The 25,109-nt window shown below is 72.7% G+C and carries 24 protein-coding genes; 13 read left to right on the top strand and 11 right to left on the bottom strand.

Going from position 1 to position 25,109, the window contains the following annotated elements; all coding sequences use genetic code 11:
- Nucleotides 1-62 precede the first annotated feature (62 nt).
- The gene (locus ACWEF6_RS09835; protein WP_449682541.1) at nt 63-446 is read right to left on the bottom strand and encodes a hypothetical protein; all 384 of its coding nucleotides are present in this window, start codon (nt 444-446) and stop codon (nt 63-65) included.
- 121 nt (nt 447-567) lie between these two features.
- Between ACWEF6_RS09835 and ACWEF6_RS09830 the strand changes: the two genes are divergently transcribed.
- From ACWEF6_RS09830 to ACWEF6_RS09820, 3 genes are all read left to right on the top strand, one after another.
- Nucleotides 568-1,599 carry a LacI family DNA-binding transcriptional regulator gene (locus tag ACWEF6_RS09830; RefSeq protein WP_449682540.1) on the top strand — a complete coding sequence of 344 codons (1,032 nt, stop codon included), beginning with the start codon at nt 568-570 and terminating at the stop codon, nt 1,597-1,599.
- A 17-nt stretch (nt 1,600-1,616) separates the two neighbouring features.
- Nucleotides 1,617-2,105, top strand: coding sequence for a DinB family protein (locus ACWEF6_RS09825; RefSeq protein WP_449682539.1), 489 nt, complete (start codon nt 1,617-1,619; stop codon nt 2,103-2,105).
- Between the two features lie 111 nt (nt 2,106-2,216).
- The gene (locus ACWEF6_RS09820; protein ID WP_449682538.1) at nt 2,217-5,429 is read left to right on the top strand and encodes a TIM-barrel domain-containing protein; all 3,213 of its coding nucleotides are present in this window, start codon (nt 2,217-2,219) and stop codon (nt 5,427-5,429) included.
- Nucleotides 5,430-5,491: 62 nt separating this feature from the next.
- Here the strand turns inward: ACWEF6_RS09820 and ACWEF6_RS09815 are convergent, their stop codons facing one another.
- Nucleotides 5,492-6,004: a DUF305 domain-containing protein gene (locus ACWEF6_RS09815; protein ID WP_449682537.1), complete on the bottom strand. Its 513-nt coding sequence runs from the start codon at nt 6,002-6,004 to the stop codon at nt 5,492-5,494.
- A complete protein-coding gene (locus tag ACWEF6_RS09810; protein ID WP_449682536.1) occupies nt 6,001-6,933 on the bottom strand; it encodes a DUF1996 domain-containing protein in 933 nt (310 codons plus the stop codon). The genes ACWEF6_RS09815 and ACWEF6_RS09810 overlap by 4 nt, the downstream gene beginning before the upstream one ends.
- 215 nt (nt 6,934-7,148) lie before the next feature.
- On the opposite strand from ACWEF6_RS09810, the gene ACWEF6_RS09805 reads away from it, so the two are divergent.
- Nucleotides 7,149-8,858 carry a discoidin domain-containing protein gene (locus ACWEF6_RS09805; RefSeq protein ID WP_449682535.1) on the top strand — a complete coding sequence of 570 codons (1,710 nt, stop codon included), beginning with the start codon at nt 7,149-7,151 and terminating at the stop codon, nt 8,856-8,858.
- Here ACWEF6_RS09805 and ACWEF6_RS09800 read toward each other — a convergent pair.
- Both ACWEF6_RS09800 and ACWEF6_RS09795 read right to left on the bottom strand, forming a co-directional pair.
- Nucleotides 8,841-9,923 carry a DUF4037 domain-containing protein gene (locus tag ACWEF6_RS09800; RefSeq protein ID WP_449682534.1) on the bottom strand — a complete coding sequence of 361 codons (1,083 nt, stop codon included), beginning with the start codon at nt 9,921-9,923 and terminating at the stop codon, nt 8,841-8,843. The two genes, ACWEF6_RS09805 and ACWEF6_RS09800, sit on opposite strands and share 18 nt — an antisense overlap.
- 82 nt (nt 9,924-10,005) lie before the next feature.
- Nucleotides 10,006-10,356 (bottom strand): VOC family protein, encoded by a 351-nt coding sequence (locus tag ACWEF6_RS09795; protein ID WP_449682533.1) that lies wholly within the window; start codon nt 10,354-10,356, stop codon nt 10,006-10,008.
- Between the two features lie 76 nt (nt 10,357-10,432).
- Here ACWEF6_RS09795 and ACWEF6_RS09790 point away from each other — a divergent pair, with 76 nt between their 5' ends.
- The 4 genes from ACWEF6_RS09790 (at nt 10,433) to ACWEF6_RS09775 (ending at nt 13,920) form a co-directional block, all read left to right on the top strand.
- On the top strand, nt 10,433-11,239 hold the full coding sequence (locus ACWEF6_RS09790) for a helix-turn-helix domain-containing protein (protein ID WP_449682579.1): 807 nt from the start codon (nt 10,433-10,435) through the stop codon (nt 11,237-11,239).
- Between the two features lie 546 nt (nt 11,240-11,785).
- Entirely contained in the window at nt 11,786-12,220 is a 435-nt protein-coding gene (locus ACWEF6_RS09785) for an XRE family transcriptional regulator (RefSeq protein ID WP_310972807.1), read from the top strand.
- A gap of 32 nt (nt 12,221-12,252) precedes the next feature.
- Nucleotides 12,253-12,831: a hypothetical protein gene (locus ACWEF6_RS09780; protein WP_449682532.1), complete on the top strand. Its 579-nt coding sequence runs from the start codon at nt 12,253-12,255 to the stop codon at nt 12,829-12,831.
- A gap of 9 nt (nt 12,832-12,840) precedes the next feature.
- Nucleotides 12,841-13,920 carry a hypothetical protein gene (locus ACWEF6_RS09775; RefSeq protein ID WP_449682531.1) on the top strand — a complete coding sequence of 360 codons (1,080 nt, stop codon included), beginning with the start codon at nt 12,841-12,843 and terminating at the stop codon, nt 13,918-13,920.
- Between the two features lie 7 nt (nt 13,921-13,927).
- On the opposite strand, the gene ACWEF6_RS09770 is transcribed toward ACWEF6_RS09775, so the two are convergent.
- Nucleotides 13,928-14,440 (bottom strand): 2'-5' RNA ligase family protein, encoded by a 513-nt coding sequence (locus tag ACWEF6_RS09770; protein WP_449682530.1) that lies wholly within the window; start codon nt 14,438-14,440, stop codon nt 13,928-13,930.
- Between the two features lie 16 nt (nt 14,441-14,456).
- Nucleotides 14,457-14,876 carry a hypothetical protein gene (locus tag ACWEF6_RS09765; RefSeq protein WP_449682529.1) on the bottom strand — a complete coding sequence of 140 codons (420 nt, stop codon included), beginning with the start codon at nt 14,874-14,876 and terminating at the stop codon, nt 14,457-14,459.
- Between the two features lie 154 nt (nt 14,877-15,030).
- Between ACWEF6_RS09765 and dinB the strand changes: the two genes are divergently transcribed.
- Nucleotides 15,031-16,221 (top strand): DNA polymerase IV, encoded by a 1,191-nt coding sequence (gene dinB / locus ACWEF6_RS09760; RefSeq protein WP_449682528.1) that lies wholly within the window; start codon nt 15,031-15,033, stop codon nt 16,219-16,221.
- Here the strand turns inward: dinB and ACWEF6_RS09755 are convergent.
- A complete protein-coding gene (locus ACWEF6_RS09755) occupies nt 16,160-17,107 on the bottom strand; it encodes a class I SAM-dependent methyltransferase (RefSeq protein ID WP_449682527.1) in 948 nt (315 codons plus the stop codon). The genes dinB and ACWEF6_RS09755 overlap by 62 nt on opposite strands.
- Before the next feature lie 217 nt (nt 17,108-17,324).
- Here ACWEF6_RS09755 and ACWEF6_RS09750 point away from each other — a divergent pair, with 217 nt between their 5' ends.
- From ACWEF6_RS09750 to fdhD, 3 genes are all read left to right on the top strand, one after another.
- Nucleotides 17,325-17,735 carry a histone-like nucleoid-structuring protein Lsr2 gene (locus ACWEF6_RS09750; RefSeq protein ID WP_310972800.1) on the top strand — a complete coding sequence of 137 codons (411 nt, stop codon included), beginning with the start codon at nt 17,325-17,327 and terminating at the stop codon, nt 17,733-17,735.
- Nucleotides 17,736-18,150: 415 nt separating this feature from the next.
- Nucleotides 18,151-19,467, top strand: a complete 1,317-nt coding sequence (locus tag ACWEF6_RS09745) for an OFA family MFS transporter (protein ID WP_449682526.1) — start codon at nt 18,151-18,153, stop codon at nt 19,465-19,467.
- A 1-nt stretch (nt 19,468) separates the two neighbouring features.
- Nucleotides 19,469-20,302, top strand: coding sequence for a formate dehydrogenase accessory sulfurtransferase FdhD (fdhD, locus tag ACWEF6_RS09740; protein WP_449682525.1), 834 nt, complete (start codon nt 19,469-19,471; stop codon nt 20,300-20,302).
- Here the strand turns inward: fdhD and ACWEF6_RS09735 are convergent.
- Genes ACWEF6_RS09735 through sucC form a run of 3 tightly spaced genes read right to left on the bottom strand, consistent with a single transcriptional unit; the run spans nt 20,290 to nt 23,123 of the window.
- Complete coding sequence (locus ACWEF6_RS09735) at nt 20,290-21,093, bottom strand: LysR family transcriptional regulator (RefSeq protein WP_449682524.1); 804 nt, start codon at nt 21,091-21,093, stop codon at nt 20,290-20,292. The genes fdhD and ACWEF6_RS09735 overlap by 13 nt on opposite strands.
- Nucleotides 21,093-21,974, bottom strand: a complete 882-nt coding sequence (gene sucD, locus ACWEF6_RS09730; RefSeq protein ID WP_449682523.1) for a succinate--CoA ligase subunit alpha — start codon at nt 21,972-21,974, stop codon at nt 21,093-21,095. Before sucD ends, ACWEF6_RS09735 begins: the two co-directional genes overlap by 1 nt.
- A 3-nt stretch (nt 21,975-21,977) precedes the next feature.
- Nucleotides 21,978-23,123 carry an ADP-forming succinate--CoA ligase subunit beta gene (sucC, locus tag ACWEF6_RS09725; RefSeq protein WP_449682522.1) on the bottom strand — a complete coding sequence of 382 codons (1,146 nt, stop codon included), beginning with the start codon at nt 23,121-23,123 and terminating at the stop codon, nt 21,978-21,980.
- 247 nt (nt 23,124-23,370) lie between these two features.
- Here sucC and ACWEF6_RS09720 point away from each other — a divergent pair, with 247 nt between their 5' ends.
- On the top strand, nt 23,371-25,101 hold the full coding sequence (locus tag ACWEF6_RS09720; RefSeq protein WP_449682521.1) for a thiamine pyrophosphate-binding protein: 1,731 nt from the start codon (nt 23,371-23,373) through the stop codon (nt 25,099-25,101).
- The last annotated feature ends 8 nt before the right edge of the window (nt 25,102-25,109 follow it).

Raw genomic sequence — 25,109 nt, 5'->3', positions numbered from 1 at the left:
GCCGCAGCCGCCAGCCGTGCACCCAGCGCTGTACGTCGCTCGTCCCGTCCACCGAGCGCACGCTACCGCGTCCGCCGCCGACGGCCGTTGACCAGTAGGGTGACGCCGAGCAACAGCAACCCGCAGGCGGCCTGCTCGATCCGCAGCCACAGCGGGAACAACCCGGGCAGCACGACGATGACGACGATGGCCACGAGCATCACCGCCGAAAAGATCCGCAGCCGCAGCAGGCCCTTGCGCGGGCCACGGGCGGCGCAGCGGGCGAAGGCGAACGTCAGCAGCGAACTGGCGACGACGATGGTGGCGCGCACCCAGACCGCGTCGGTCACCACCGCGGGACGATCCCGGAAGACGACGATGACGGCGAAGGTGAGCAGGGACAGCCCAGCGTAGGCGCCGGTGAGCAGCAGCACCGGCCGGAAGCCGGCGGTTTCGGTTCTGGTCATGCCGGAAATGCTCGCCGCGCAGGCGGTTCGGGGGGCAGTGCCGTCCCGCACCGGCCCACCATGACATTTGTCAGCGGCCCGACGATGGGAGAGCGCTCTCACAGCGTGCTACAAAAGAGGTGTGACGACGCAGCCGCCCACTCTGGAGGACGTCGCGCGGGTTGCCGGCGTCTCACGCGCCACGGTGTCCCGCGTGGTGAACAGCGTGCGCAACGTCGACCCGAAGTTGCGCGAGACGGTCGAACGCGCGATCGCGGACACCGGGTACGTCCCGAACCGGGCGGCGCGCTCGCTGGTCACCCGGCGCACCGGCGGGATCGCGCTGGTCGTGTCCGAGCCCGAGCGGCACGTCGAGGCGTTCACCGGCGGCGTGTTCGGCGACCCCTTCTTCGGCCGGGTCGTCGAAGGGGTGGTCGCGCACCTGCGCCCGCACGGCCTGCATCCGCTGCTGATGCTCGTCGACAGCGACGAGGAGCGCGCGAAACTGGTGCCGAAGCTGCGTCAGGAGCAGGTCAACGGGGTGCTGCTCATTTCCCTGCACCCGACGCAGGACACGCTGCCGCACGCGCTGACCGAAGCGGGTGTCCCGACGGCGCTGTTCGCACGGCCGGCGCGCCCGGCGCCGGTCTGTTACGTCGACGTCGCCCACCAGGACGGCGCCCGGCTCGCGGCGGACCGGCTCGTCGTGCGCGGCTGCCACCGCGTCGCCACGATCGCCGGCCCGGCGGGCACGCCGGCGGGGCAGGACCGGCTGGCCGGGTTCCGCGACGCGATGGCCCGCCACGGCCACGCGTACATCGCGGTCGCCGAGGGCGACTTCACCGAGCGAGGCGGCGAACGGGCGATGGAGAGCCTGCTCGCGGCTGAGCCGGGCCTGGACGGGCTCTTCGTGGCGAACGACCTGATGGCGTACGGCGCGCTGACGGTGCTGCGCGAAGTGGGCAGGCGGGTGCCGGACGACGTGGCCGTGATCGGCTTCGACGACAGCCCGGTCGCGCTGAGCTGCCGCCCGCGGCTCACGACGGTCCGCCAGCCGGTCGAGGCGATGGGCGCGGCGATGGCCCGGATGGTGCTGGAGCGCATGGCCGACCCGGACCTGCACGCGGAGTCGGTGATCTTCGAGCCCCAGCTGGTGGTCCGCGACTCGGCCTGAGCGCTAGGTTCCCCGGTATGGTCGAAACCCAGCGGAAACCCGTTCCGGGCAACGACGTCGGCGAGCTCGACACCGCGACGGCGTTCCTGTCGTTCGCCCGCGAGTGCGTGCTCAAGAAGACCGACGGCCTGACCGAGGAGCAGCTGCGCCGGGTCCCCGTCGGCTCGGGCACCACGCTGCTCGGCCTCGTCCACCACCTGACCCTGGCCGAGCGCGTCTGGTTCGGCCACCACGTGGCCGGCGGCCCGGATCCCGGCGACGTCGGCATGACCGTCCCGGACGGGTGCACCGCCGCCGAGGTCCTGGCCGGCTACCGCGCGGCGATCGAGGCGAGCGACGCGGCGATCTCGGCCGCCGGGCACCCGGACACGCCTTCGGCGGTACCGATCGACGGCCGGTTCCACACCCTGCGGTGGGTGCTGGCGCACATGACGAGCGAAACCGCCCGGCACGCGGGCCACGGCGACATCCTGCAGGGACAGATCGACGGTGTCACCGGCCGCTGATCTGTCCGGGACAAGTTCCGTGCACTGGTCTGGACATCGGCCGATTTCCTGTGCTCAGCTTTCCAACGTTGTAACGCCGCCGAGTCCCCTTCACCGGAACGGAGTTCCGCCGTGCGGACCAGAACAGCGAGAACCATCCGGCGGGCTTGCGCGCTCGCCATCACCGGGGCCGCCGTCGCCGCGGTGACCGTCGCGACGCCCGCCGTGGCCGGGCCCGCGCGGCAGACCGTCACCGCCGGCAACGCCCGCTTCCAGGTGCTGTCGCCGACCCTGATCCGCACCGAGTACGCGGGCGACGGCCGGTTCACCGACGCCGCCACCTTCAACGCCGTCGGCCGCGGTGCCTTCACGCCGACGTCGTACACCAGCGCGGTGTCCGGCGGCGTCCTCACCATCCGGACGAGCGCGGCGACGCTGACCTACCGGCTCAACTCCGGCCCGTTCGACGGCGGCAACCTGGAGATCCGCACGAACACGGCGCTCGCGGCCCCTTGGCACCACCTGACCTGCGCGGTCGGCGCCCGCTGCGAGGCCGAGGACCTCACGGCCGACGGCCTCGGCGTCGCCACCGACCACACCGGCTACACCGGCGAAGGCTTCCTCGCCGGCTTCGAGAGCACCGGCAACTCGGTGACGGCGGACGTCCTCGCGCCCACCGCCGGGACGTACACGCTCACCGCGCGCTACGCCAACGGCCAGGGCGGCGACGGCCAGCACGTCACCCGCACGCTCAGCGTGAGCGTCGACGGCGGCGCGGCGCAGAAGCTCACCCTGCCCGTGACGGCCGACTGGAACGCCTGGGGCCTGGCCTCGGTCCCAGTCACCCTCGGCGCCGGCCACCACAGCGTCCGGATCGAGCGGGCCGCCGCCGATTCCGGCAACGTCAACCTCGACGGCCTGGCCGTCCTGACCTCCGGAGCAGCCTTCCCGCCGGCGTCGGCGCGCGCGTTCTCCGGCTGCCCCACCGGGGTGAGCTGCGAGGCCGAAGCCGGGCTTCGCGCGGGTTCCGCCGTCGTCGCTACCGACCACACCGGGTACGCCGGGCGCGGGTTCGTCGCCGAGCTCAACCGCGGCTCGACGCTGACCCACCGCGTCGCCGACGTGGCCGCCGACGGCACGTACCTACTGCACGTCCGCTACGCCAACGGCACCGGCGGCGACGGCCGGCACGAAACGCGGACCGCGGCCGTCACCGCGAACGGCGTCACGCGCACCCTGAGCCTGCCGATCACCGACAGCTGGGACGCGTGGAAGAGCGCGTCCGTGCCGGTGGACCTGAAGGCGGGCACGAACGACGTCGTCCTCGGCTGCCCCGAGGACACCAGCTGCCACGTCAACGTCGACACCGTCGCGGTGACGCCGTCCGGGGGCACGGCGCCGGCGCCGCACCTCGCGCTCGGCGGCTACCGGCGTGGCCTCGACGGCGTCAACGGCGACAACGGCGCGCCGTCGACCACCGAAGGGCTGCTGCACCAGGACGGCTGGTACCTGCTCGACGACACCCCCTCCGCGCTGTACGACACGCGCACGCGCGCGGTGACGCAGCGGCCGTCCCACGGCGGAAGCCCCTACCAGGACGGCTACCTCTTCGCCTTCGGCCACGACTACAAGGCCGGGCTGCGCGACCTCGCGACCCTGACCGGGCCGCCGCAGCTGCTGCCGCGCTGGGCCTACGGCGTCTGGTACTCCGAGTACATCGACCGCACCGCGGCCGACTACCGCGACAAGATCCTGCCGCGGTTCCGCAGCGAAGGCGTCCCGCTGGACGTGCTGGTCACCGACACCGACTTCAAGGCGCCGGACACCTGGAACGGCTGGCAGTTCGACACCACGAAGTTCCCCGACCCGGCCGGCTTCTTCGCCTGGTCGAAGGCCCAGGGTCTGCACAACAACCTCAACATCCACCCCAGCATCATGGGTTCGGACCCGCAGTTCGCCCGCGCCCAGGCCACGGCGAAGGGCAAGCTGGCGAAGTCGAACTGCGGCACCGACTGCTACGTCTTCGACTGGGGCGACCCGGACCAGCTCAAGGCCTACCTCGACCTGCACGCCGGGATGATGCAGCAGGGCAACGACTTCTGGTGGCTCGACTGGTGCTGCGACGCCTCGCGCTCCAGCCTGCCCGGCGTCACCCCGGACGCCTGGATCAACCAGCAGTACGCCGACCTCGCGGCCCCCGCGACCGGCCGCGGGTTCGTCATCTCCCGGGCGTACGGGTCGCTGCAGGCGGGCGGCTACGGCGGCCCGACCGGGCTGGCGACCGGGCCGTGGGCCGACAAGCGCAGCACGCTGCACTTCACCGGCGACACGTCCTCGACCTGGGGCACGCTGCGCCTGGAGGTCGGCATCACGCCGGCGGAGTCGGCCGCGACCGGCATGTCGGCGATCAGCCACGACATCGGCGGCCACAACGACACGACGGGCCTGCGCGGCAGCGAGACCTACACCTCCGGCGGCCAGCAGCGCCAGACCGTCAAGCTGCCGGACGACCTGTACGCGCGCTGGGTGCAGCTCGGCACGTTCCAGCCGATCGACCGCCTGCACAGCAACCACAGCGACCGCCTGCCCTGGCAGTACGGCGACGCGGCGAAGGCGTCGGCGACGAAGTTCCTGAACCTGCGGGAGAACCTGGTTCCCTACACGTACACGCTGGCCCAGGAAGCCGCGACGACCGGCGTGCCGGTGGTCCGGCCGACGTACCTGGAGTACCCGGAAGAGCCCGGCGCGTACGCGGCGGCCCAGAGCGAGTACTTCTACGGGCCGGACATGCTGGTCGCGCCGGTGACGTCCCCGGGCACGTCGGCGACGACGTCGGTCTGGTTCCCGCCTGGGCAGTGGACGGACTACTTCACCGGCAAGACCTACGCGGGCGGGACCACCCAGCAGGTCACGTCCGATCTGGGCACGATGCCGGTGTTCCTGCGCGCGGGCGGCATCACGGTGACCCGGACGGCCGACGTCGCCAACGACGTCCAGAACCCGCTGAACCGGGCGACGGTGACGGTGGCGCCCGGCGGCTCGGGGTCGTTCTCGCTGTACGAGGACAACGGCGTGTCGTCGGCGCGCTCGGTGTCGACGAAGATCACCTACAGCGAGCGCGGCGGGGCGCACACGGTGACGGTGGCTCCCGCGCAGGGCTCGTTCCGGGTGGCACCCCGCGAGTGGACGGTCAAGTTCGTCGGCGTCGCGGCGGCTCCCAACCGGGTGAAAGTGGGCAGCGGCTGGGCGCCTTCGTCGGCGTGGAAGTGGGACGCGGCGACGAAGACGCTGACGGTGACCGCGCCGGCCCGGCCGGGGCACGGCCCGGTGACTGTCACGTACTGAGCCTCCGGCGGGCGGAGCCGGATATGCCGTCGAGGCCACGGATCACCGTGGTCTCGACGGCCTCAGGCCAGCAGCTGGGCTTCCTTCGCGGCCTCGGCCCCGACGTCCCGCGCCAGCTCGCGCGTCCGCGCGTCCGCGCCGTTGGCCTGTTCGCCGCCGGCCAGCACGACGAGCTGAGCGGCGTGCGCCCGCAACAGCGCGATCAGCCGCCGGTCGAATGCGGCATCCCGTTCGCTGCGCAACGCGACCAGGTCGGCCGCCGTGACCATGCCCGGCATCCGATGTCCACTGTGGACATCGGATGCCGGTAGCCCGGCCCCGTCGCGGACGGCCCGGAGGCGGGCCAGCAACCGTTCCTGCGGGCCGGTGATCCGGTCGGCCGCCGACCGGACCCGCGTGCTCGCGGTGTGGTCCGGGGCCAGCCGGGCCGCCGCCAGTGCGTTCTCCGTCATCGGCACCACCAGCTGCAGCCAAGCCACGTCGGTCGGGTTGACGGCCGCCGCGGGAGCGGGGCCGGTGGTGGTGGCGCAACCGCCCATGATCAGCGCCACCACCACCGCCCCCAGGACCTTCACGGACGGCCGGGCAGCCGGTAGTTCGGCCCGAGCACGCTGCCGCGATCGGGCTTGTACAGGTCGAACCCGCGCGGGTCGCACTGCAGGCCGCCGTTGATGCAGTGCTTCACCAGCGCCGCGAGCGTCTCGGGATCCCACGCGTTGAAGAAGTCGTAGTGCCACGAGTACCCTCGTCCGCTGGCCAGGTGCACGCCGGACATGTCGCCGCTCACCGGGAACGCCATCTTGAACTCGAGCATCGGCACGGCCACCGGGTGATCGGCCGGGCACGTCAGCGTCGCCCGGTCCGGGTAGGCCAGGTGGCTCTTGTGGTCGGCCGAATCCAGGTGGACGCCGTCCCAGCAGCTCGGCGCCTGGTAGCGGATGTTGAGCTGGCTGCCGGCCACGCACCGGACGGGGACGTCCCAGTTGTGGAAGCTGTCGCCGCATTCCCAGCCTTCGACCGCGCCGGGCGCGTGCTGGAACTCGTCCTGCGTCGCCGTGACGCTCCCGGCGACGTACCGCAGGCCGGGCGGGAACGGCACCACCTTCGTGTAGTCGAGGATGCCGGACTTGTAGTAGACGACCTGCGCGAAGTTCGGCAGCACCACCTGGTTGCCGTTGTAGACGGTCGGGAACCAGTACGCGGACAGGTCGTCCGGGGTCACGCAGGTCGTGTTGCCGACCCCCGCGGCCTGCAGGGATTGCAGGGTGGTGGCCGCGTTCGTGGTCTTGTTGCCGAGGAACGTGTGGTCGTGCGAGGCGCCGGGCAGCCCGGGGAAGACGATCGGGTCGTCCGGCTGGTGGTGGCTCGGGGAGCAGTTGACCTGGAACTCGTGGTGGGTCACCAGGTCGTCGGCCCCGGCGGGCGACCAGGTGGCCGCGGTCAGGAAGGCGCCTGCCAGCACGGTGGCGGCGGTGCAGGCGAGGAGCGCGGCTTTCGTTGCCAAGGGTCCTCCACGGTGAGGGTGCCAAGGATGGGAGAGCGCTCTCCCGCAGCATGCGCGCCCGGCCGCCGACCTGTCAAGAAGCACCCGGCTCCCCGACCGGACAGCCATTGTCGGGTTTAGGGGCGATCCTTGACAACGCCGGGTCGGCGGGCGAACCATCGGTCCCACCGGAGAGCGCTCTCCAAGCGCCGTCTGCCTGTCGTACGGGAGTCATCGTGGACCGACCGTCGCTCCGCCGCGCCGTCCTGCCGCTGGTGGTCCTGCTGGTGCTGGGCCTGCTCGCCGGCCCGTCGCCGGCGCACGCCGCCACCCTGCTTTCGCAAGGCAGGCCCGCGACCGCGTCGAGCACCGAAGGGGCGGGCACTCCGGCGTCGGCGGCCGTCGACGGCGATCCCGGCACCCGCTGGGCGAGCGCCTGGAGCGATCCGCAGTGGCTGCAGGTCGACCTCGGTGTTCCGGCCGACCTCAGCGAGGTCACCCTGAACTGGGAGGCCGCCTACGCGACCGGCTACGAAATCCAGGTCTCCGACGACGCCGGTACCTGGCGGACGGCCTACCGCACGACGACGGCGACCGGCGGGGTCCACACTCTCGCCGTCAGCGGTCACGGCCGTTACGTCCGCCTCTACGGCACCCACCGCGTCGGCGGCTACGGCTACTCGCTGTGGGAGTTCCAGGTCAGCGGCACCCCGGCGGCGGGCTCCGGGGGCACGCGGGTGACCGGCACCCAAGGCAACTGGCAGCTGACGGTCGACGGAACACCGTGGATCGTGCGCGGCCTGACCTGGGGCCCGCCGGCCGGCGAAGCGGCGGCGCGGATGCCCGAGCTGCACGCGATCGGCGTCAACACGGTCCGCACCTGGGGCACCGACGCCACCTCCCGGCCGCTGTTCGATGCCGCGGCGGCCAACGGCATCAAGGTCGTGGCCGGGTTCTGGTTGCAACCCGGCGGCGGCCCGGGCAGCGGCGGCTGTGTCGACTACACGACGGACACCGCGTACCAGAACACGATGCTCGCCGAGATCCGGAACTGGGTGACCACCTACCGGACGCACCCCGGCGTGCTGCTGTGGAACGTCGGGAACGAGTCGATCCTCGGGATGCAGAACTGCTACTCCGGCACCCGGCTGGAGCAGAACCGGATCGCCTACACGCGCTTCGTCGACCAGGCCGCGCAGGCGATCCACGCGATCGACGCGAACCACCCGGTCACCTCGACCGACGCCTGGACCGGCGCGTGGCCGTACTACAAGGCGTACGCGTCGAACCTCGACCTGTACGCGGTGAACTCCTACGCCCACGTCTGCCAGGTGAAGCAGGACTGGCTCGCCGGTGGCTACACGAAGCCTTACCTCATCACCGAAACCGGTCCGCCCGGCGAGTGGGAGGTGCCGAACGACGGCAACGGCGTGCCGGCCGAGCCGTCCGACCAGCAGAAGCGCGACGGGTACGGCACCGCGTGGAACTGCGTGCTGGCCCACCCCGGCGTGGCGCTCGGAGCCACGCTCTTCCACTACGGTACCGAGGGCGACTTCGGCGGCGTCTGGTTCAACATCACCACGGGCGGCGAAAAGCGGCTGTCGTGGTACGCCGTCCGCAGGCTCTACAGTGGACAGACCGGCGGCAACACGCCGCCGGTGATCGCGTCGATGAACCTCAGCCGCAGCACCGGCGTCCCGGCGGGCGGCACCTTCACGGTGACGGCCGCGGTGTCCGATCCGGACGGTGACCCGATCGCCTACACCATGGGGTACAACAGCAAGTACCTGAACAACGCGTCGGGCCTGATCCCGGCGCCGTTCACCGGGAGCGGGACGTTCACCGTCACGGCGCCGCAGCAGCCGGGCGTGTGGAAGCTGTACCTCTACGCCCGGGACGGCCACGGCAACGTCGGCATCGAGACGCGCTCACTGCGGGTCGGCTGAGGCGAACACCGCCGTGGTCACGGCCCGAGCCGCGGTGCGGTCGCCGAGCAGATCGGTGTTGTCGGCGAACTGGTCGACGGCGCCGACGAGCGGACGGCCGCGCAGTTCGGCGTCGCCGATGCCGTCGGCGAGCGCTCGGCTGAAGCGGTCGGCGTGCAGGACCTGGAACGGCCGGTCGTGGTACGGGCGGGCGCGGGGGTCGACCGGCTCGGTGAGCCCGAGCCGGTTGTGGAGCCCGGCGACGGCGGTGTAGGCCGTGGCGAGGTGGGTTTCCCGGTCTCGCCAGGTTGTGGCGGCCAGGGCTCCGGCCAGCGCCGGAGTGATCGCGGCGGCGAACGGGAGCCGGGCGAACGCGCTGCCGAGCCACTTGCTGTACGGCGGGTAGCGGCGGTGCATCACCAGGCTCAGCCGCATGAGGTCGCGCACGAGGCGTGCGGCGACGACGGCCGAGCCGAGTTCGTCGCCGACTTCTCCGCACCGCCCGACGAAGGCCTCTTCCTGGGAGATCCGCTGCCACTGGGCAGCCAGGACGTAGCGCCAGACCTGGTCCGGGTACCAGGTGAGCCGCGAACGGACGGAGGCGAGGTCCCCGGCCGGGTCGTGGAAGACCGCGCCGGCGGTGAGCTCGGCCAGGGTCTGCGTCGGGGTGGCGAGCCAGTCCCGGGTGGTGACCCTTTCGCGCGGATCGAAGCCGAGGTGACCGGTGAGCCACTCGCCGAGGGTGGTCACCTCGACGCGGTGGAAGACCGGCCCGTCGGTCAGGGCCATGTGCCGGACGTGGGGGTGGTCGGTGGGGGCGAAGTTCGTGGGGTAGCCGTGGAACGCCTTGGGCAGCTTCCGGCTCAGCGCTTCGGCGACGTCCCGGCACGCATCCCGGTGGGTCAGGAACACCTGCAGGCGCGGCCCCCATTCGTGATCGGCGGACCGGGCGGTGTCGAAGCCGAGGACTTCCGAGCCGGTGCCGATCCGCGCGGCCGTGTGGGGCAGGTCGCCGAGCAGCGGCCGCACCGCCTCCTCGTAGAAGCGGCGCGACAGGTCGAGTCCGGGGAGGAAGGAGGGGGCCATGACGGGCATGGTGCCGCGCTCGGGCGAGGCCGGCGACCGGATTTCGCGGTGGTCCCCCGGGTGCCGGGGGACCACCACGGCGTCACCCTTCGGAGAGGCAGAAGAGGTGCCCCTCGGGGTCCTGCAGGACGACCCAGTCGCCGCCGCCGGGCTGGAAGTCCGGCTTGGTGGCACCGAGCGCCAGGAACTCCTCGGTGGCGCCGGCGAGGTCGCCGACCCGGAGGTCGAGGTGGGCGTGCTTGGCGTCGTCCGGCCACGCGGGGCCGCGGTAGCCCGCGACGCGCTGGAAGCCGAGGCCGACCGGGCCGCCGCCGAGCTGGACGGTGTCGTCGTCTTGGTAAGTGACCTCCCAGCCGAGTGCCTTGCCGTAGAAGGCGGCGAGCGCGGCCGGATCGGCGCAGTCGAGGACGACGGTGGTGAGTTCTGCGGGCACGGATGGCTCCTTTCGTCGTGCGGCAGCCTGCCCGCCGTCCCGGGGTGCGGTCTTGAAGATCCTTGCGGGCCGGAAAGTGTCGTACCCCCGGCGTACGGTCCGGGGCGTGCGGGAAGCAGTCGAAGTCGTGGCCGGCGCCGGGTACTCGGTGAGCGTGGTCCGGTGCGCCGACGACCACACCGGCTGGTCGCCGGCGGAGGTGTCGTCCGGCCACCGGATGGTGCTCGTGCGCCGGGGCCGGTTCCGCCGCCGGGTCCGCGGACGGACGGCGGACGCCGACCCGACGGCGGCGTACCTGGCGGCCCCGGGCGACGAGGAGCGTTTCGCCCACCCGGCGGGCGGAGACGTCTGCACGTCGGTGGAGTTCGGGTCGCCGTTGTGGCACCGCCTGGCGGGAGAGAGGGAGGTGCCGCCGACGGTGTATGTGGACGGCGCGCTCGAGCTGGCCCACCGGCGCGTGGTGGCGTCGGCGGCCGACCCGGACTACGCGCTGGCGGAACAACTGCTGGTGTTGGTGGGAGCGGCGATCGGGCAATCGTCGCGGCGGTCATCGCCGGACGACGGCGCGTGGGTGGCCCGAGCCCGCGAGGCGATCGTGGCGGACGACCCCTCGGCGGCAGGGTTGTTTTCGCTGGCGGAGTCGCTGGGGGTGTCGCCGTACCGGTTGAGCCGGGCGTTCCCGAGGGAGGTAGGGGTTTCGCTGACGCGGTACCGGAATCGGGTCCGGGTCGGTCGCGCGCTGGAGCGGTTGGAGGCGGGGGAGCAGGAGCTGGCGAGGCTGGCGGCCGAGCTGGGGTTCGCGGACCAGGCGCACTTGACCCGGACGGTTCGCGAGCACGCGGGAGCGCCACCGGGCGCGGTGCGCCGGCTGTTGGCGGGGTGAGGCCCGGGTTCGAGGACCGTGAGGTGAGGTGGTCGGGCGGGGTGAGGCCGGAGCGGGGAGATGCGCTCGGCGCGCTGGCGCGCGGCCGCCGGGCTCCCCGCAGCGGGCGGTCGCCGGGCTCACCACAGCGCGTGGCCGCCGGGCTCACCACAGCGGGCGGTCGCCGGGCTCACCACAGCGGGCGGTCGCCGGGCCGCCACAGCGCGCATCCGCGAGGCCCCCAAGGCGCGAAGATGGGCGATTCCTCCGGCCGCACGCCCGTGGTCCGCACACTGCGCCACACCCGCGAACCCTCGTCGCCCGGCCACATCCCGCGAGCGGCCCGGGTCCGGACGCGAAAAGGGGCGGCGCGGCGGGTGGGTTAGGCGCGTGGCCACCCCCAGCGGCCACGTGAGTCACCCGTGGGCCGCTGCGCCACCCCGGGCCGGTGTCACGTTTCCGAAACACCGGACAGGCGTATCGTAGTCTTTCCGGCACAGGATGTGTCAAGTTTTCGGAACAGCTACGCTGTCCGGTGTCACGTTTCATGTCTGCAGGTGGTGTGTGGTGAGCGAAGAGCGCAGTTTCGCCGAACGGCTGGCGCACCTGATCGCGACCGTGCACCCGCCGGACCGCAAGCCGTACTCCTACCGGGAGATCGCGCACGGCGTCGCCGAGCAGACCGGCGTCACGATGTCGGCCACCCACGTCCAGCAGCTCGCCGTCGGCGCGCGCAAGGATCCCAAGCGCTCGCACATCCAGGCGCTCGCCCAGTTCTTCGGCGTGCCCGTCACGTACTTCTTCGACGACGGCGTCGCCGGCCAGGTCGACCAGCAGGTCGAGGACGTCGTCGCGTGGCGTGACGACGAGGCGCGGAACCTGGCGCAACGAGCCATGCGGCTGTCCCCACGCGACCGGGAGACCGTCACGGCCCTGCTGGACCAGCTCAGCAGCTACGACGACACCCGCAGGCGCACCGGCCGGCGACGGAAGCCGGAGTGACCGCGGGCGGCTCGGCTACGATGACCCGGTCCGTGTTCGCGCCCCGGTGCACCCGGCTGGCGCCCGGTGACCAGGGAGGACCCATCGACGAGCCCGGCCTGCCGGCCCTCCGCGACCGGGCACGCGAGCGCGTGCGGACGGTGCTCGCCGCCGTCCCGCTGCCGCGGCCGTGGTCGATGAACGCCTGGGTCGACGGCCTCGAGCGGTGGCGGGGCCGCGAGATCGACCTCGTCCCGATCGCCTACCGGCCCGGCCAGCCGTCCGGGGCGTGGCAGGCCCGTCCGGACTACGACCTGATCGCCTACGCCGAGCACACGTCGGCGCTGCACCAGGACCACATCATCGCCCACGAGCTCGCCCACATGCTGTGCGCGCACACCGGGACCTGCCTGATGTCGGAGGCCGAAGCCGCCGAGCTCGCCCCGGACCTCGCGCCGCGGGCGTTGTCGCACCTGCTCACGCGCGTCACGACCGGGACCGACGAGTACGAAGCCGAGCTGATCGCCGTCCTGCTGATGAGCGCGGCGACGAGCGAGCCACCCGCCGTTCAGCCGGGCGCGTCCGGCCGAGCGGCGGACCAGGCTAGGCGGCTGGCGGCACTCCTGGGATAGTCGCGTTTCGTGATCGACATACTTTTCGTCGGGGTCGGGCTCTTCGCGCTGTTCGCCGGAATCTGGCGCGCGGCCCGCGCCCGGCGTACCGGCGCGGGTGCGGGCCTGGCCGTCTCGCTCATCGCGCTGGGCGCGGCGTTCTGCTTCCTGTCGAACCGGGCCCAGCAGTTCGAGAGCGAGATCTACCCGAGCCTGGGCCGGCTGCTGTCGAACCTGGCGACGATGGTCGCGGCGTACGGCATCGGCCTGACGGTCGCGGAGATCAGCGGCACCCGCGACCGTGGCCGCCGCACCCGGCTGGTCGCGCTCGGCGTCGCGCTGACGGTGCTCGTGGTGACGTTCTTCAGCACCCCGGACCTGCCGCGCGGCGTCGGCGTGTTCGACGACCTGTACCGCACCCACCCGACGCTGGTGGTCTACGTCTTCACCTACACGGTCTACCTGGGCTTCGCGGTCCTCGACATCGGCTTCATGGCGGCGGTGACGATCCGGGCGAGCGGGGGCGCGCTGCGTGCCGGGCTGGCGCTGTTGCTGCTGGCGTCGGGGTTCGCGGTCGCCTACCTGGCCGGAAAGGTGGTCGGGACCCTGCGCGCGCTGCAGGCCGAGCACCCGGTCAAGGCGTTGTGCCGCGGGCCGTTCTCGACGCTGCCGTGCGCTCTGGACGTCGGGTTCCCGGCGGTGTCGGTGCTGCTGATCGTGGTGGGCCTGACGATCCCGGCCGTCCCCGGCCTGGTGGCCGCGCGCCGCGACGCCCGGACGCTCCGCCTGCTCCGGCCGTTGCGCGCCCACCTGACGCGGCGGTTCCCGGAGATCACACGCATCGACCCGTCGGGGGAGTCCCGCCGGGAGCGCCTGCTGACGGCGATGAGCGAGACCAACGACGGCTTGATCCTCGCGGGCGTGACGCCGGACGTCCCACCCGCGACGGCGGCCAGGCTGGTGCGCGACCTCCCGGACGAGCCGTCCGAGACCGAGCCGCCCACCGCGGCGGCGGAACCGTTCGCCGCGGACGTCGCCCGCCTGCGCGCCATCGCCCGCGCCTACCAGAGCCTGGAGGGGACACCGGCGCCCGAAGCCACCGGCCCGTGACCCGGCCTCACCCGCCGAACGGTGCCTCCAGCCGGAGCTCCCAGCCACGCTCGGTCAGCGCCACCAGCTGCAGCCCGTCGGCGCGATCGGTCAGCGGCAGCAGCGGCCGCACTCCCTCGGCGACCTGCGCGAGCGCCTCGTCCGAGCCGCCCATCGCGACGGTCAAGTGCGCGGCGGGGCGCGGACCGAACCGGCCCCCGTAAGGCAGCACGGACGGCCATCGAGCACAGACCGCATCGGCCACGGCCTGCAAGTCGGGAGCGGCAAGGGCCACGAAACCCGGCGCCACGACCAGCTCCGCCAGCTTCACGTCCGGGGGAGAGACGGCGGCCGCCAGCGAGCGGACCTCCGCCAGGACCGCGTCGGTCAGCGACGCGTCCGGCAAGAAGGGGTACAGCGCCGTCACGTGGGCGTGCAGGACAGGACGGACCAAACCAGGGTCGACCCGCCGGGCCACGGCCAGCGCCGGCTCGGCAGCGGGCAACACCATCACGAGCGCGGTGGTTCCGACGGAAGGCACCCACGCATCATGGCACTCAGGCGACGGCCGCCGCCGGGAAGCGGCCCGAGCGGGCCAGTGCCAGGCTTCGCCGGCACAACGCCATCAGCTCCTGGTTGGCCCGGCTGTGCGGAACCTCGCCGCACAGCCCGCAGCGGATCGTCACCTCGCCCGCGAGCTCGTCGACGGCCACCAGGGCCTGGTGATCACAGCGACGGCACCAGCGGTACCCGATCGCCGGGTTCGTGTGCACCGGTGAGGCCACGCAGTCGTGGAGCCAGCGGCGGTGGGTCCGGCACGTCACGCGGTCCGTCGGATCCAGGCCGCCGGCGTCCTCCACCCCGTCCTCCTGCGCCAGCGTGGCCGCCAGCAGCGGATGGCGCGGTGCCGCCGGCCGGTCTTCCAGGCTCGGTGTGGCCCACGCGTGGTGGTCGCCGCATCGGCACTTGTCGGTCATTTCGCCCCCAGTCTCCGGGTCGTTCGCTGCGTCGAGTGTGAGCGGGGCAACAGGAGCCGACAACCGGAAAAACGCGGACTTTCGACCGGCGGCACGTCACCCGCGGCAGGCGGACGAGCGGACTTCGGCGCGCGGATATGCGAACATATGTTCTATGACCGACGAGGGGCCCATCCTGCACGCCGACCTCGACTCGTTCTACGCCTCCGTCGAACAGCGCGACGATCCGGCGCTCAAGGGACGGCCCGTGATCGTCGGCGGCGGGGTCGTGCTCGCCGCGAGTTACGAGGCCAAGGCCTACGGCGTGCGCACCGCGATGGGCGGCGCGCAGGCCCGCCGGCTGTGCCCGCACGCCGTCGTCGTGCGCCCGCGCATGTCCGCGTACGCGGCCGCCAGCCGGGCGGTCTTCGACGTCTTCCACGACACCACCCCGTGGGTCGAAGGGATCTCGATCGACGAGGCGTCCCTCGACGTCGGGGGGTTGAGCAGGATCGGCGGGCGGCCGAGCCACGTCGCCGAACGGCTGCGCGCGGCCGTCGCCGAGCGGGCCGGCCTGCCGATCACCGTCGGGGTGGCGCGGACGAAGTTCCTCGCCAAGGTCGCCAGCCGGGTCGCCAAGCCCGACGGCCTGCTCGTCGTCCCGCACGACGGCGAGCTCGAGTTCCTGCACCCGCTGCCGGTTTCGGCGCTCTGGGGCGTCGGCAAGGTCACCGCCGAGAAGCTGCGGGCGCGCGGGATCACCACCGTCGGCCAGCTGGCCGCGTCCGAGCACGTCGACCTCGTCGGGCTGCTCGGCCGGGGCGCCGGGGCACACTTGCACGACCTGGCGCACAACGAAGACCCGCGCCGGGTCGAGATCGGGGTGCGGCGGCGCTCGATCGGCGCCCAGCGGGCCCTCGGGCGCGGCCGGCGGACCCCGGCCGAGCTCGACGTCGTGCTCGTGGCGCTCGTCGATCGGATCGCCCGCCGGTTGCGCGCCGCCCGCCGCGTCTGCCGCACCGTGACGATCCGGCTGCGCTTCGCCGACTTCTCGCGCGCCACCCGGTCGCACACGCTCACCGACCCGACCGCCGGCACCGGCGTGCTGCTCGACGCCGCGCGCGAACTGCTCGTCGCCGCGCTGCCGTTGATCGCCGACCGCGGGATCACGCTGCTGGGCGCGGCGCTGTCCAACCTGGCCGACGACAACCCGTTCCAGCCGGCGCTGCCGTTCGAACGACAGCGGGCGACCGAGCTCGACACCGCGCTGGACGCGGTGCGCGACCGCTTCGGCAAGGCCGCCGTCACCCGCGCGGTGCTGCTCGGCCGTCCGGACGACCTCGAAATGCCGATGCTGCCGGACTGAGGTGTCGGCCGGGCCGGCCCGGAATGCGCGCGTGCGTCAGCGCGGAAAGCGCGGCGGGCCGCAGCGCGTCGGTGCGCCGCCACAGCCGCGCGTCGACGCTCTCCCGCTGTCCCGCCTGCTCGACGACGTCGAAACCGGCGTCGCGCAAGAGCCCGGACAAGGCCGCGGGGGAGAGGAACGTGTGCCACGGCTCACCCTGCCCGGCGACCACCGGCCCGACGGCTTCGGCGTAGCCGTTCCCGGCCGCGTCGCGCAGTTCCGCGGGTAGCAGGTGATCGGCCACGATTTCCGATCCCGGCGCGAATCCGCCGAGCTCCCGCAATGCCGCGGCAATCGCCGTTCGGGTCAGGTACATGGTGACACCGAGCCAGCTGACGAACACGGGGCGAACCGGGTCGAGTCCACTCTGGACGAGCCGTTCCCGCAGCGGTTCGGCTTCGAAGTCGACCGGGACGAAGGTGACCGAAGCCGGTTCGGCGACGCCGGCGGCGGCCAGCAGTTCCCGTTTGGCCGACTGGGTCGCCGGATGGTCGACCTCGAACACCCGGAATCGTCGCGGCGCGGTCCGATACGCGAACGAATCGAGCCCGGCGCCGAGAATCACATACTGGTCTATACCGGAATTGCCACGCATCAGGCGCGCTTCGGCGAACCGGCTCCGGCAGACCGCTTCGGCGCGGGCACCGGCCAGGATCGGGTGGGTACCGTGGAGCCGGTGGTAGGCCAGGAGTTCCTCGGCGCGGGCCCCGAGCAGGCGCGCCGCGAAGGTGTCGGAGAAGATGAACGGTTCGGTGTCGACGAGCAAATGAGCCGCACGCGCGGCGGCGGCCGTGAAGGCGGTCCGGCTGACCCGGGGAGCATTAGCGGAAAGCTCGGCAAGGTTCATGCCACCACGGTACCGATTCGATTTCGAGCATATCACAAAATTGAATCCCGGACAAGACGACGAGCATTTCGGCTCGGTTGCGGTCACTCTGGACGCGGACGACCCGTTCGCCGCAGCGGCCATTGTGGACGCTTCCGGGTGTCGCGCGTGCCGGGCCTGATTCGACACGTTAGGGTCAGTCCGACCGTGTTCTGGAGAAGATGAGGAACGACGAATCATGGCGCAACGGGTACAGGTCCAGATGGTGGACGACCTCGACGGCAGCGAGGCTTCGCAGACCGTCCCCTTCAGCCTCGACGGCGTGACGTACGAGATCGACCTGTCCGAGGAGAACGCCTCCGCGCTCCGGGACGAACTGGCTCGCTACGTCGCCGCCGCGCGGCGCATCGGCGGCCGCAAGGTCCGCCTCGCGACCGGCCAGTCGCTGGGTGGTGCGTCCGGCTCGGGCACCGACCGCGAGCGCAATCGGCAGATCCGCGAATGGGCCCAGGCGAACGGCTACGAGGTCGCCGAGCGCGGCCGTCTGTCCAGCGAGATCATCGCCGGCTTCGAGGCCGACCAGGCCGCGGCGGCCGAGCCGGCCGACGCCAAGCCGGCGCGCAAGCGAGCGACGCGCAAGAAGTCTTGAAGGCCGGGTCCGCTCCGGCTGGGCGGCGCCGTCGGGTGCCGCCCAGCCGGTAGGCCGCCCTTCATCGAGGTGGCGGTCGGTATTCCTTTGGTGTCACACGGTCACGCGTTCGGTTCGAAGTGGACGTTGTGCCCGCCCCGACGCCGCCGAACGGGCATCGCCCGGTCCGGCGCGCCGCGAAAAGCTTGTCGGAGAGCGGCTCCGATGGCCAGACTGTCAGTGCTCCGCGCGGCCGGTACCGCGGTGGAGCACCGGCCCGGTGGCCGCCTCCTCCCTCGATGGCCACCGGGCCGCCTCCTTTTCGCGGGTGTGACAGCCCCATTCGGCCATCCGGGCGCCGCCCACCTCCTCCGGTAGACATCCGCGCCGAACAAGCGCACACTCGGGCTACTCCATACTGCATACAATCTTCAGTTTGCGGGAGGCGGTCGCCATGGGCGAGGTGCGCGAACTCCGGGACGTCTACGGACGGCGGTACCGCGTCGGCGAGTCCGACCGGGAACTGCTCGGCCGGCCACGGTCGTGGATCACCTGGCTCGCCGCGGCGGCCATGCTCGCCGCCGGGGTGCAGCAGTACGGCTTCGGCGCGATCGCGCCGTCGCTGAGCCGGACGCCCGGCTGGTCGTTCGGCGGCGTCGTCCTCGCCCTCGCGGTGTGGGCCATCTGCCAAGCCGGCGCCGCGTTCCCGGTGGCGTGGCTCCGGGAACGCGGCCGGCTCCCCGCGCCCGCGGCGATGGCCGCCGGCGCGGTCCTGTGCGCCGCCGGGCTCGTGACGCTCGGCCACGCCACCAGCCTGACCACCGTCTTCCTCGGCTACTCCGTGCTCGGCGGGTTCGGCACCGGCATGGTGTACGCCACGTGCGTCGGCGCGGTGCTCGCCTGGTTCCCGGACGGCACCGGGCCCCGCGCCGGCATCGTGAGCGGCGCCTTCGCCTACGGCAGCGTCCCCTTCGTCGTGCTCGCCGCCGGGCTGCCGGCCGCGCGCCCGGTCCTCCTGGACGCCACCGCCGCGATCGTGCTCGTCGTCATCGCCGGGTGCGCGGCGCTGCTGCGGTACCCGCCGCGGAACTGGTGGCCCACCACACCCGAACCGCGGGCCTGGGCCCTCGACCGGGCGCACAACCGGCGCCCGGCCGTCCGGCACTACCGGCCGGCGGAGCTGTTCCGGTGCGGGACGACGCTTTCGCTGTACCTCGTGGTCGTCCTCGCCGCCGCCGTGCTGCTGTTCGACCTGGCCTACCTGGCGACGTACACCGCCACGCGCAGCGGACCCGGGCTCGCCGCGGCCGCCCTGGCGCTGCTCGCCGCGGCCACCGGCAGCGGTCGGGTCCTCATCGGACGGCTCGCCGACCGGCTCGGCCGGCACCGGATCCTGCGCTTCGCCCTGCTCGCCGGCGGCGTCGCCCAATTCGTGCTGCTGTATTCCGGTGGCCACCGGCACGCCGTCGGCCTGCTGCTGGGCGTCGTGCTGGCCGGCCTCGGCAACGGCTGCTGCTACACGCTGCTCGTCGGCCTGGTGCGCGAGTACTTCGGCGAGGAATCGGCGGCGCAGAACTTCGGGATCCTCTACAGCGCCAAGGCCGTCGGCGCGGCGGTCGGGATCGGCCTGGCCACGCTCGTCGCGACGGAGCAGGGGTTCGTCGCGGCCGGCGTGCTGAGCCTGGCCGGCGCGGTGCTGTCCGGGCGGCTGACCCAGCCGGGCCGGCCCCGGTCCCTGCTGCCGGTGGCCTGACGTGGGGCGCATGACGAGCAGGCGGCGGGTGCTGCGCGTCCACGACGGACGGCACACCGCGCGGCCGGACACGCTGACCGTCGAGGAACCCCTCGAGATCCGGGTCGCCGGCCGGCCGCTGACGATCACCATGCGCACCCCGGGCGACGACTTCGACCTCGCCGCCGGCTTCCTGGTCGGTGAGGGCGTGGTCCGCGCGGCGGCGGACATCCGGTCGATCCGCTACTGCGCCGGCGCCACGGCAGACGGCGGCAACACGTACAACGTCCTCGACGTCGTGCTCGCCGACGGGGTCGCCCCGCCGGACGCCTCGGTGGAACGCAACTTCTACACGACGTCCTCGTGCGGCCTGTGCGGCAAGGCGAGCCTGGACGCCGTGCGCACGACGGTCACCTGGCCGGTCGCCGACGACCCCCTGGTCACCGACCCGGCGACACTGACCGCGCTGCCGGACGAACTCCGCGCCGCCCAGCGGGTGTTCGACCGGACCGGCGGCCTCCACGCGGCGGGGCTGTTCGACGCCGACGGAAAGCTGCTGTGCCTGCGCGAGGACGTCGGACGGCACAACGCGGTGGACAAGGTCGTGGGCTGGGCGACCCGGGACGGCGTGCTGCCGCTGTCCGGGACGGCGCTGATGGTGAGCGGGCGGGCGTCGTTCGAACTGGTGCAGAAGGCCGTGATGGCCGGGATCCCGTTGCTGGCCGCGGTGTCGGCGCCGTCTTCGCTCGCGGTGGACCTGGCCGCCGAGCTCGGCCTGACGCTCGTGGGGTTCCTGCGCGGGACGTCGATGAACGTCTACACGCGACCGGACCGCCTGGGCCTTCAGCCGAGCTGAGCGAGGACGGCGGCCACGGCGGGGCCGGCCTCGGCCCGGTGCCCGGCGGCGAGCTGCCACGGCACGGGCCGTGCGAACCGCCGCACGGTGAGCTCCGGAAACCGCGCGGCGGCGGAAGCGGGCAGGACGCAGGCGGCGAACCCGGCCCGCACCAGCCCGGCGGCGACGGCGAGCTCGTCGACTTCGAGCGAGATCCGGCGGTGGGGGAACGCGTGGTCGACGGCTTCGCGGATCGCCCAGCCGGGCGGGAAGTCGACGAGGGAGAGCGCGGAGAGGTCGGCCGGGGCCGAGCGCGCGCCGCCGGGTGCGGTGGCCAGGACCAGCTCTTCGGCGGGGAGCAGGGTGGTGACTTCGGCCGCTTCGGCGAGTTCGTCGCCGGCGCGGGTCACCACCACGTCCACAGTGGACTCCGGTGGCCCGCACCGCACCTGGCTCACCTCCACCCCGAGGCCCGGGTGCGCCTGCCGCAGCCGCGTCAGCACCCGGTGCAGGTCGGCCAGCAAGCCCGGGCGGACCCCCAGCCGCACCCGGCCGTCCACCGGGGACACTGCCGCCCGGGCCCGCTCCGCCGCCTCCAACGCCGCCCGCGCGGCGGGGACGAAGGCCTCGCCCGCGGGCGTCAGGACCACCCGGTGCGTCGTGCGGTGGAACAGCGGCGTGCCCAGGTCCCGCTCCAGCGCCCGGACCACTGTGGACACCGTCGACTGGACCGTTCGCAGGCGCTGGGCGGCCGCCGTGAAGCCGCCTTCCTCGGCGACCGCCACCACCACCGCCAGCTGGCGGAGCTCCATCAGCCCAGCAGCTCGCGGACCAGCGCCGCCGTCTCGCTCGGCGTGCGCCCGACCCGGATGCCCGCGGCTTCCAGGGCTTTCTTCTTCGCCGCGGCCGTGCCCGCCGAGCCCGAGACGATCGCGCCCGCGTGGCCCATCGTCTTGCCTTCCGGGGCGGTGAAGCCCGCCACGTACCCGACGACCGGCTTCGACACGTGGGCGCGCACGAACTCCGCCGCCCGCTCCTCCGCGTCGCCGCCGATCTCGCCGATCAGCACGATCAGGTCGGTCTCCGGGTCCTTCTCGAACGCCTCGACCGCGTCGATGTGCGTCGTCCCGATGATCGGGTCGCCGCCGATGCCCACGCAGGTCGAGAAGCCGATGTCCCGCAGCTCGTGCATGAGCTGGTAGGTCAGCGTGCCGGACTTCGACACCAGGCCGATCCGGCCCGGGCCGGTGATGTCGGCCGGGATGATCCCGGCGTTCGACCGGCCGGGGGAGATGATGCCCGGGCAGTTCGGGCCGATGATCCGCGTCCGCCCGCCGGCCGCGACGGCGTGCGCCCACAGCCGCGCGCTGTCGTGCACGGGGACGCCTTCGGTGATCACCACCGCCAGCCCGATGCCCGCGTCCACCGCTTCGACCACGGCGTCGGCCACGAACGGCGGCGGCACGAACAGCACGCAGACGTCGGCGCCGGCCGAGGCCATCGACTCCGCGACGCTGCCGAACACGGGCAGCGAACGGCCGGGGAATTCCACCCGCTGCCCGGCTTTGCGCGGATTCACCCCGCCGACGACGTTCGTCCCGGCGGCCAGCATCCGCCGCGTGTGCTTCGCGCCCTCGGAACCGGTGATGCCGGAGACGACGATCCGGCTGTTCTCGTCCAGGAAGACGGCCACGACTCAGACCTCCGCGATCGCGAGCTTCGCCGCCTCGCGGGCGGCGTCGTCCATGGTGGCCACCACGGTGACCAGGGGGTGGGCGGCTTCGGCGAGGATCCGCCTGCCTTCGGCGACGTTGTTCCCGTCGAGCCGGACGACCAGGGGCTTGGTGGCGCGCGCACCGAGGATTTCCAGTGACCGCACGATCCCGGTCGCCACCGCGTCGCACGCGGTGATGCCGCCGAAGACGTTGACGAACACGCTGCGCACCTGCGGGTCGCCGAGGATGACGGTCAGCCCGTCGACCATCACCTGCGCCGACGCCCCGCCGCCGATGTCGAGGAAGTTCGCCGGTCCGCGGGCGCCCGCCTCGGCCGCGGCCGCCGCCACGACGTCCAAAGTGGACATGACGAGCCCGGCGCCGTTGCCGATGACGCCGATGTCGCCGTCGAGCTTGACGTAATTGAGGCCCTTCGCGCGGGCGGAGCGCTCCAGCGGATCACCGTCCGAAGTGTCGTCGAACGACGAGGAACGGCGGAAGGAGGCGTTGTCGTCCAGGGTGATCTTGCCGTCCAGCGCGACGATCCCGGTCGCCGTCAGCGCCAGGGGGTTGACCTCGACGAGCGTGCAGTCCTCGGCGACGAACACGTCCCACAGCTTCTCGACGACGCCGGCGACTTCGCCGCGGACAGCGGCGGGGAACGCCGCCGCGACGGCAGCTGCGTCGACGCCGGCCAGGGGATTCACCGGCACGCGGACCAGCGCGTCCGGCCGGGTGGCCGCGACCTCCTCGATCTCCATCCCGCCTTCGGCCGACGCCATCGCGAGGAACGTCCGCCCGGCGCGGTCGAGCAGGAAGGACAGGTAGTACTCGTCGGCGATCTCGCTCGCTTCGGTGACCAGGACGCGGTGCACGGGGTGGCCCTTGATGTCCATCCCGAGGATGTCGTCGGCGGCCTGCTCGGCGTCGTCGGCCGTGCGCACCACGCGGACGCCGCCCGCCTTGCCTCGCCCGCCGGTCTTCACCTGGGCCTTGACCACCACCGGGCCGCCGAGGGCGACCGCGGCGGCCCGGGCCTCGGCCGGATCGGCGGCGACCCGGCCGCGGGGGACCGGGACGCCGTGCTTGTCGAAGAGGTCGCGGGCTTCGTGTTCGAAGAGGTCCATGCGGGAGCGTCCTTTCCGCGGCGGGGCAGGGCGAAGGGCGTGGAGTGGTGGTCCGCGGGGGCCGGTTCGGAGTCCGGAAAAACCCTGCGGATGGCCCTGGACACGGGCTGCTTGAAGAGTGACTATATGCCTACCCCATACGGTATGCAATCTACAGTCTGCCGCGAAGGGGCCGCTGACCTCGGACATCAGGCGACACACACCGCCGGACAAGAGAGCTCCGGTGGCGGACCAGAGGAGTTGAGCCATGGCGCTGACCACGACCGGCACCACCGCGGGGGAGAGTGCCGCCGCGACGAACGGCGCCGCGCCGGCCGGGATATCCGGCGGCCACCTGGTGGCCAAGGCGCTGAAGGCCGAAGGGGTCGACACGATCTTCACGCTGTGCGGCGGGCACATCATCGACATCTACGACGGCTGCGTCGACGAAGGCATCGAGGTCATCGACGTCCGCCACGAACAGGTTGCGGCGCACGCGGCCGACGGGTACGCGCGGGTCACCGGCAAGCCCGGCTGCGCGGTGGTCACCGCCGGGCCGGGCACCACCGACGCCGTCACCGGGGTCGCGAACGCGCTGCGCGCCGAGAGCCCGATGCTGCTGATTGGCGGCCAGGGTGCGCTGACCCAGCACAAGATGGGGTCCCTGCAGGACCTCCCGCACGTGGACATGATGACGCCGATCACCAAGTTCGCTGCCACCGTGCCGCACACCGCGCGCGTCGCCGACCTGGTGAGCATGGCCTTCCGCGAGGCCTACGCCGGCGCGCCCGGGCCGTCCTTCCTGGAGATCCCGCGGGACGTCCTGGACGCCCGCGTGCCGCTGGAAACCGCGCGCATCCCCGAAGCGGGCCGCTACCGGGCGTCGACGAAGAACGCCGGCGACCCCGCGGACGTCGAGAAGCTCGCCGACCTGCTGGTGCACGCCAGGAAGCCGGCCATCCTGCTCGGCAGCCAGGTCTGGACCACCCGCGCGACCGGGCCGGCCACCGAGCTCGTCCGGACCCTGAACATCCCGGCGTACATGAACGGCGCCGGCCGCGGCACGCTCCCGCCCGGCGACCCGCACCACTTCCAGCTCTCGCGCCGGTACGCCTTCGACAACGCCGATGTCATCGTCATCGTCGGCACCCCCTTCGACTTCCGGATGGGCTACGGCAAGCGGCTGTCGAAGGACGCCACCGTCGTCCAGATCGACCTCGACTACCGCACGGTCGGCAAGAACCGCGACGTCGACCTCGGCATCGTCGGCGACGCCGGCCAGGTCCTCGCCGCCGTCGCCGAGGCCGCGTCCGGTCGCACCGACAACGGCGCCGTCGGCCGCAAGACCTGGCTCGAGGAACTCCAGGCCGTGGAGGAGAAAGCGAAGCAGAAGCGGCTGCCACTGCAGCACTCCGACGCGAGCCCGATCCACCCGTACCGGCTGGTCCACGAGATCAACGAGTTCCTCACCGAGGACTCGATCTACATCGGCGACGGCGGCGACATCGTCACCTTCTCCGGTCAGGTCGTCCAGCCCAAGTCGCCGGGCCACTGGATGGACCCGGGTCCACTCGGGACGCTCGGCGTCGGCATCCCGTTCGTCCTCGCCGCCAAGCACGCGCGTCCGGACAAGGAGGTCGTCGCCCTCTTCGGGGACGGCGCCTTCAGCCTCACCGGCTGGGACTTCGAGACGCTCGTGCGGTTCGACCTGCCGTTCGTCGGCATCGTCGGCAACAACTCCTCGATGAACCAGATCCGCTACGGCCAGGCCGCGAAGTACGGCCTGCCGCGCGAACGCGTCGGCAACACCCTCGGCGACGTCCGCTACGACGAGTTCGCGCGGATGCTCGGCGGATACGGCGAAGAGGTGCGGGACCCGGCCGACATCGGGCCGGCGTTGCTGCGGGCGCGGGAGTCCGGCCTGCCGTCGCTGATCAACGTCTGGGTCGATCCCGACGTGTACGCCCCCGGAACCATGAACCAGACCATGTACAAGTGAGCGGAGGC

The sequence above is a fragment of the Amycolatopsis sp. NPDC004772 genome, from assembly GCF_053601215.1.
Note: the sequence above shows the minus strand (reverse complement) of the source record. Positions and strands in the feature narration are given on the sequence as shown.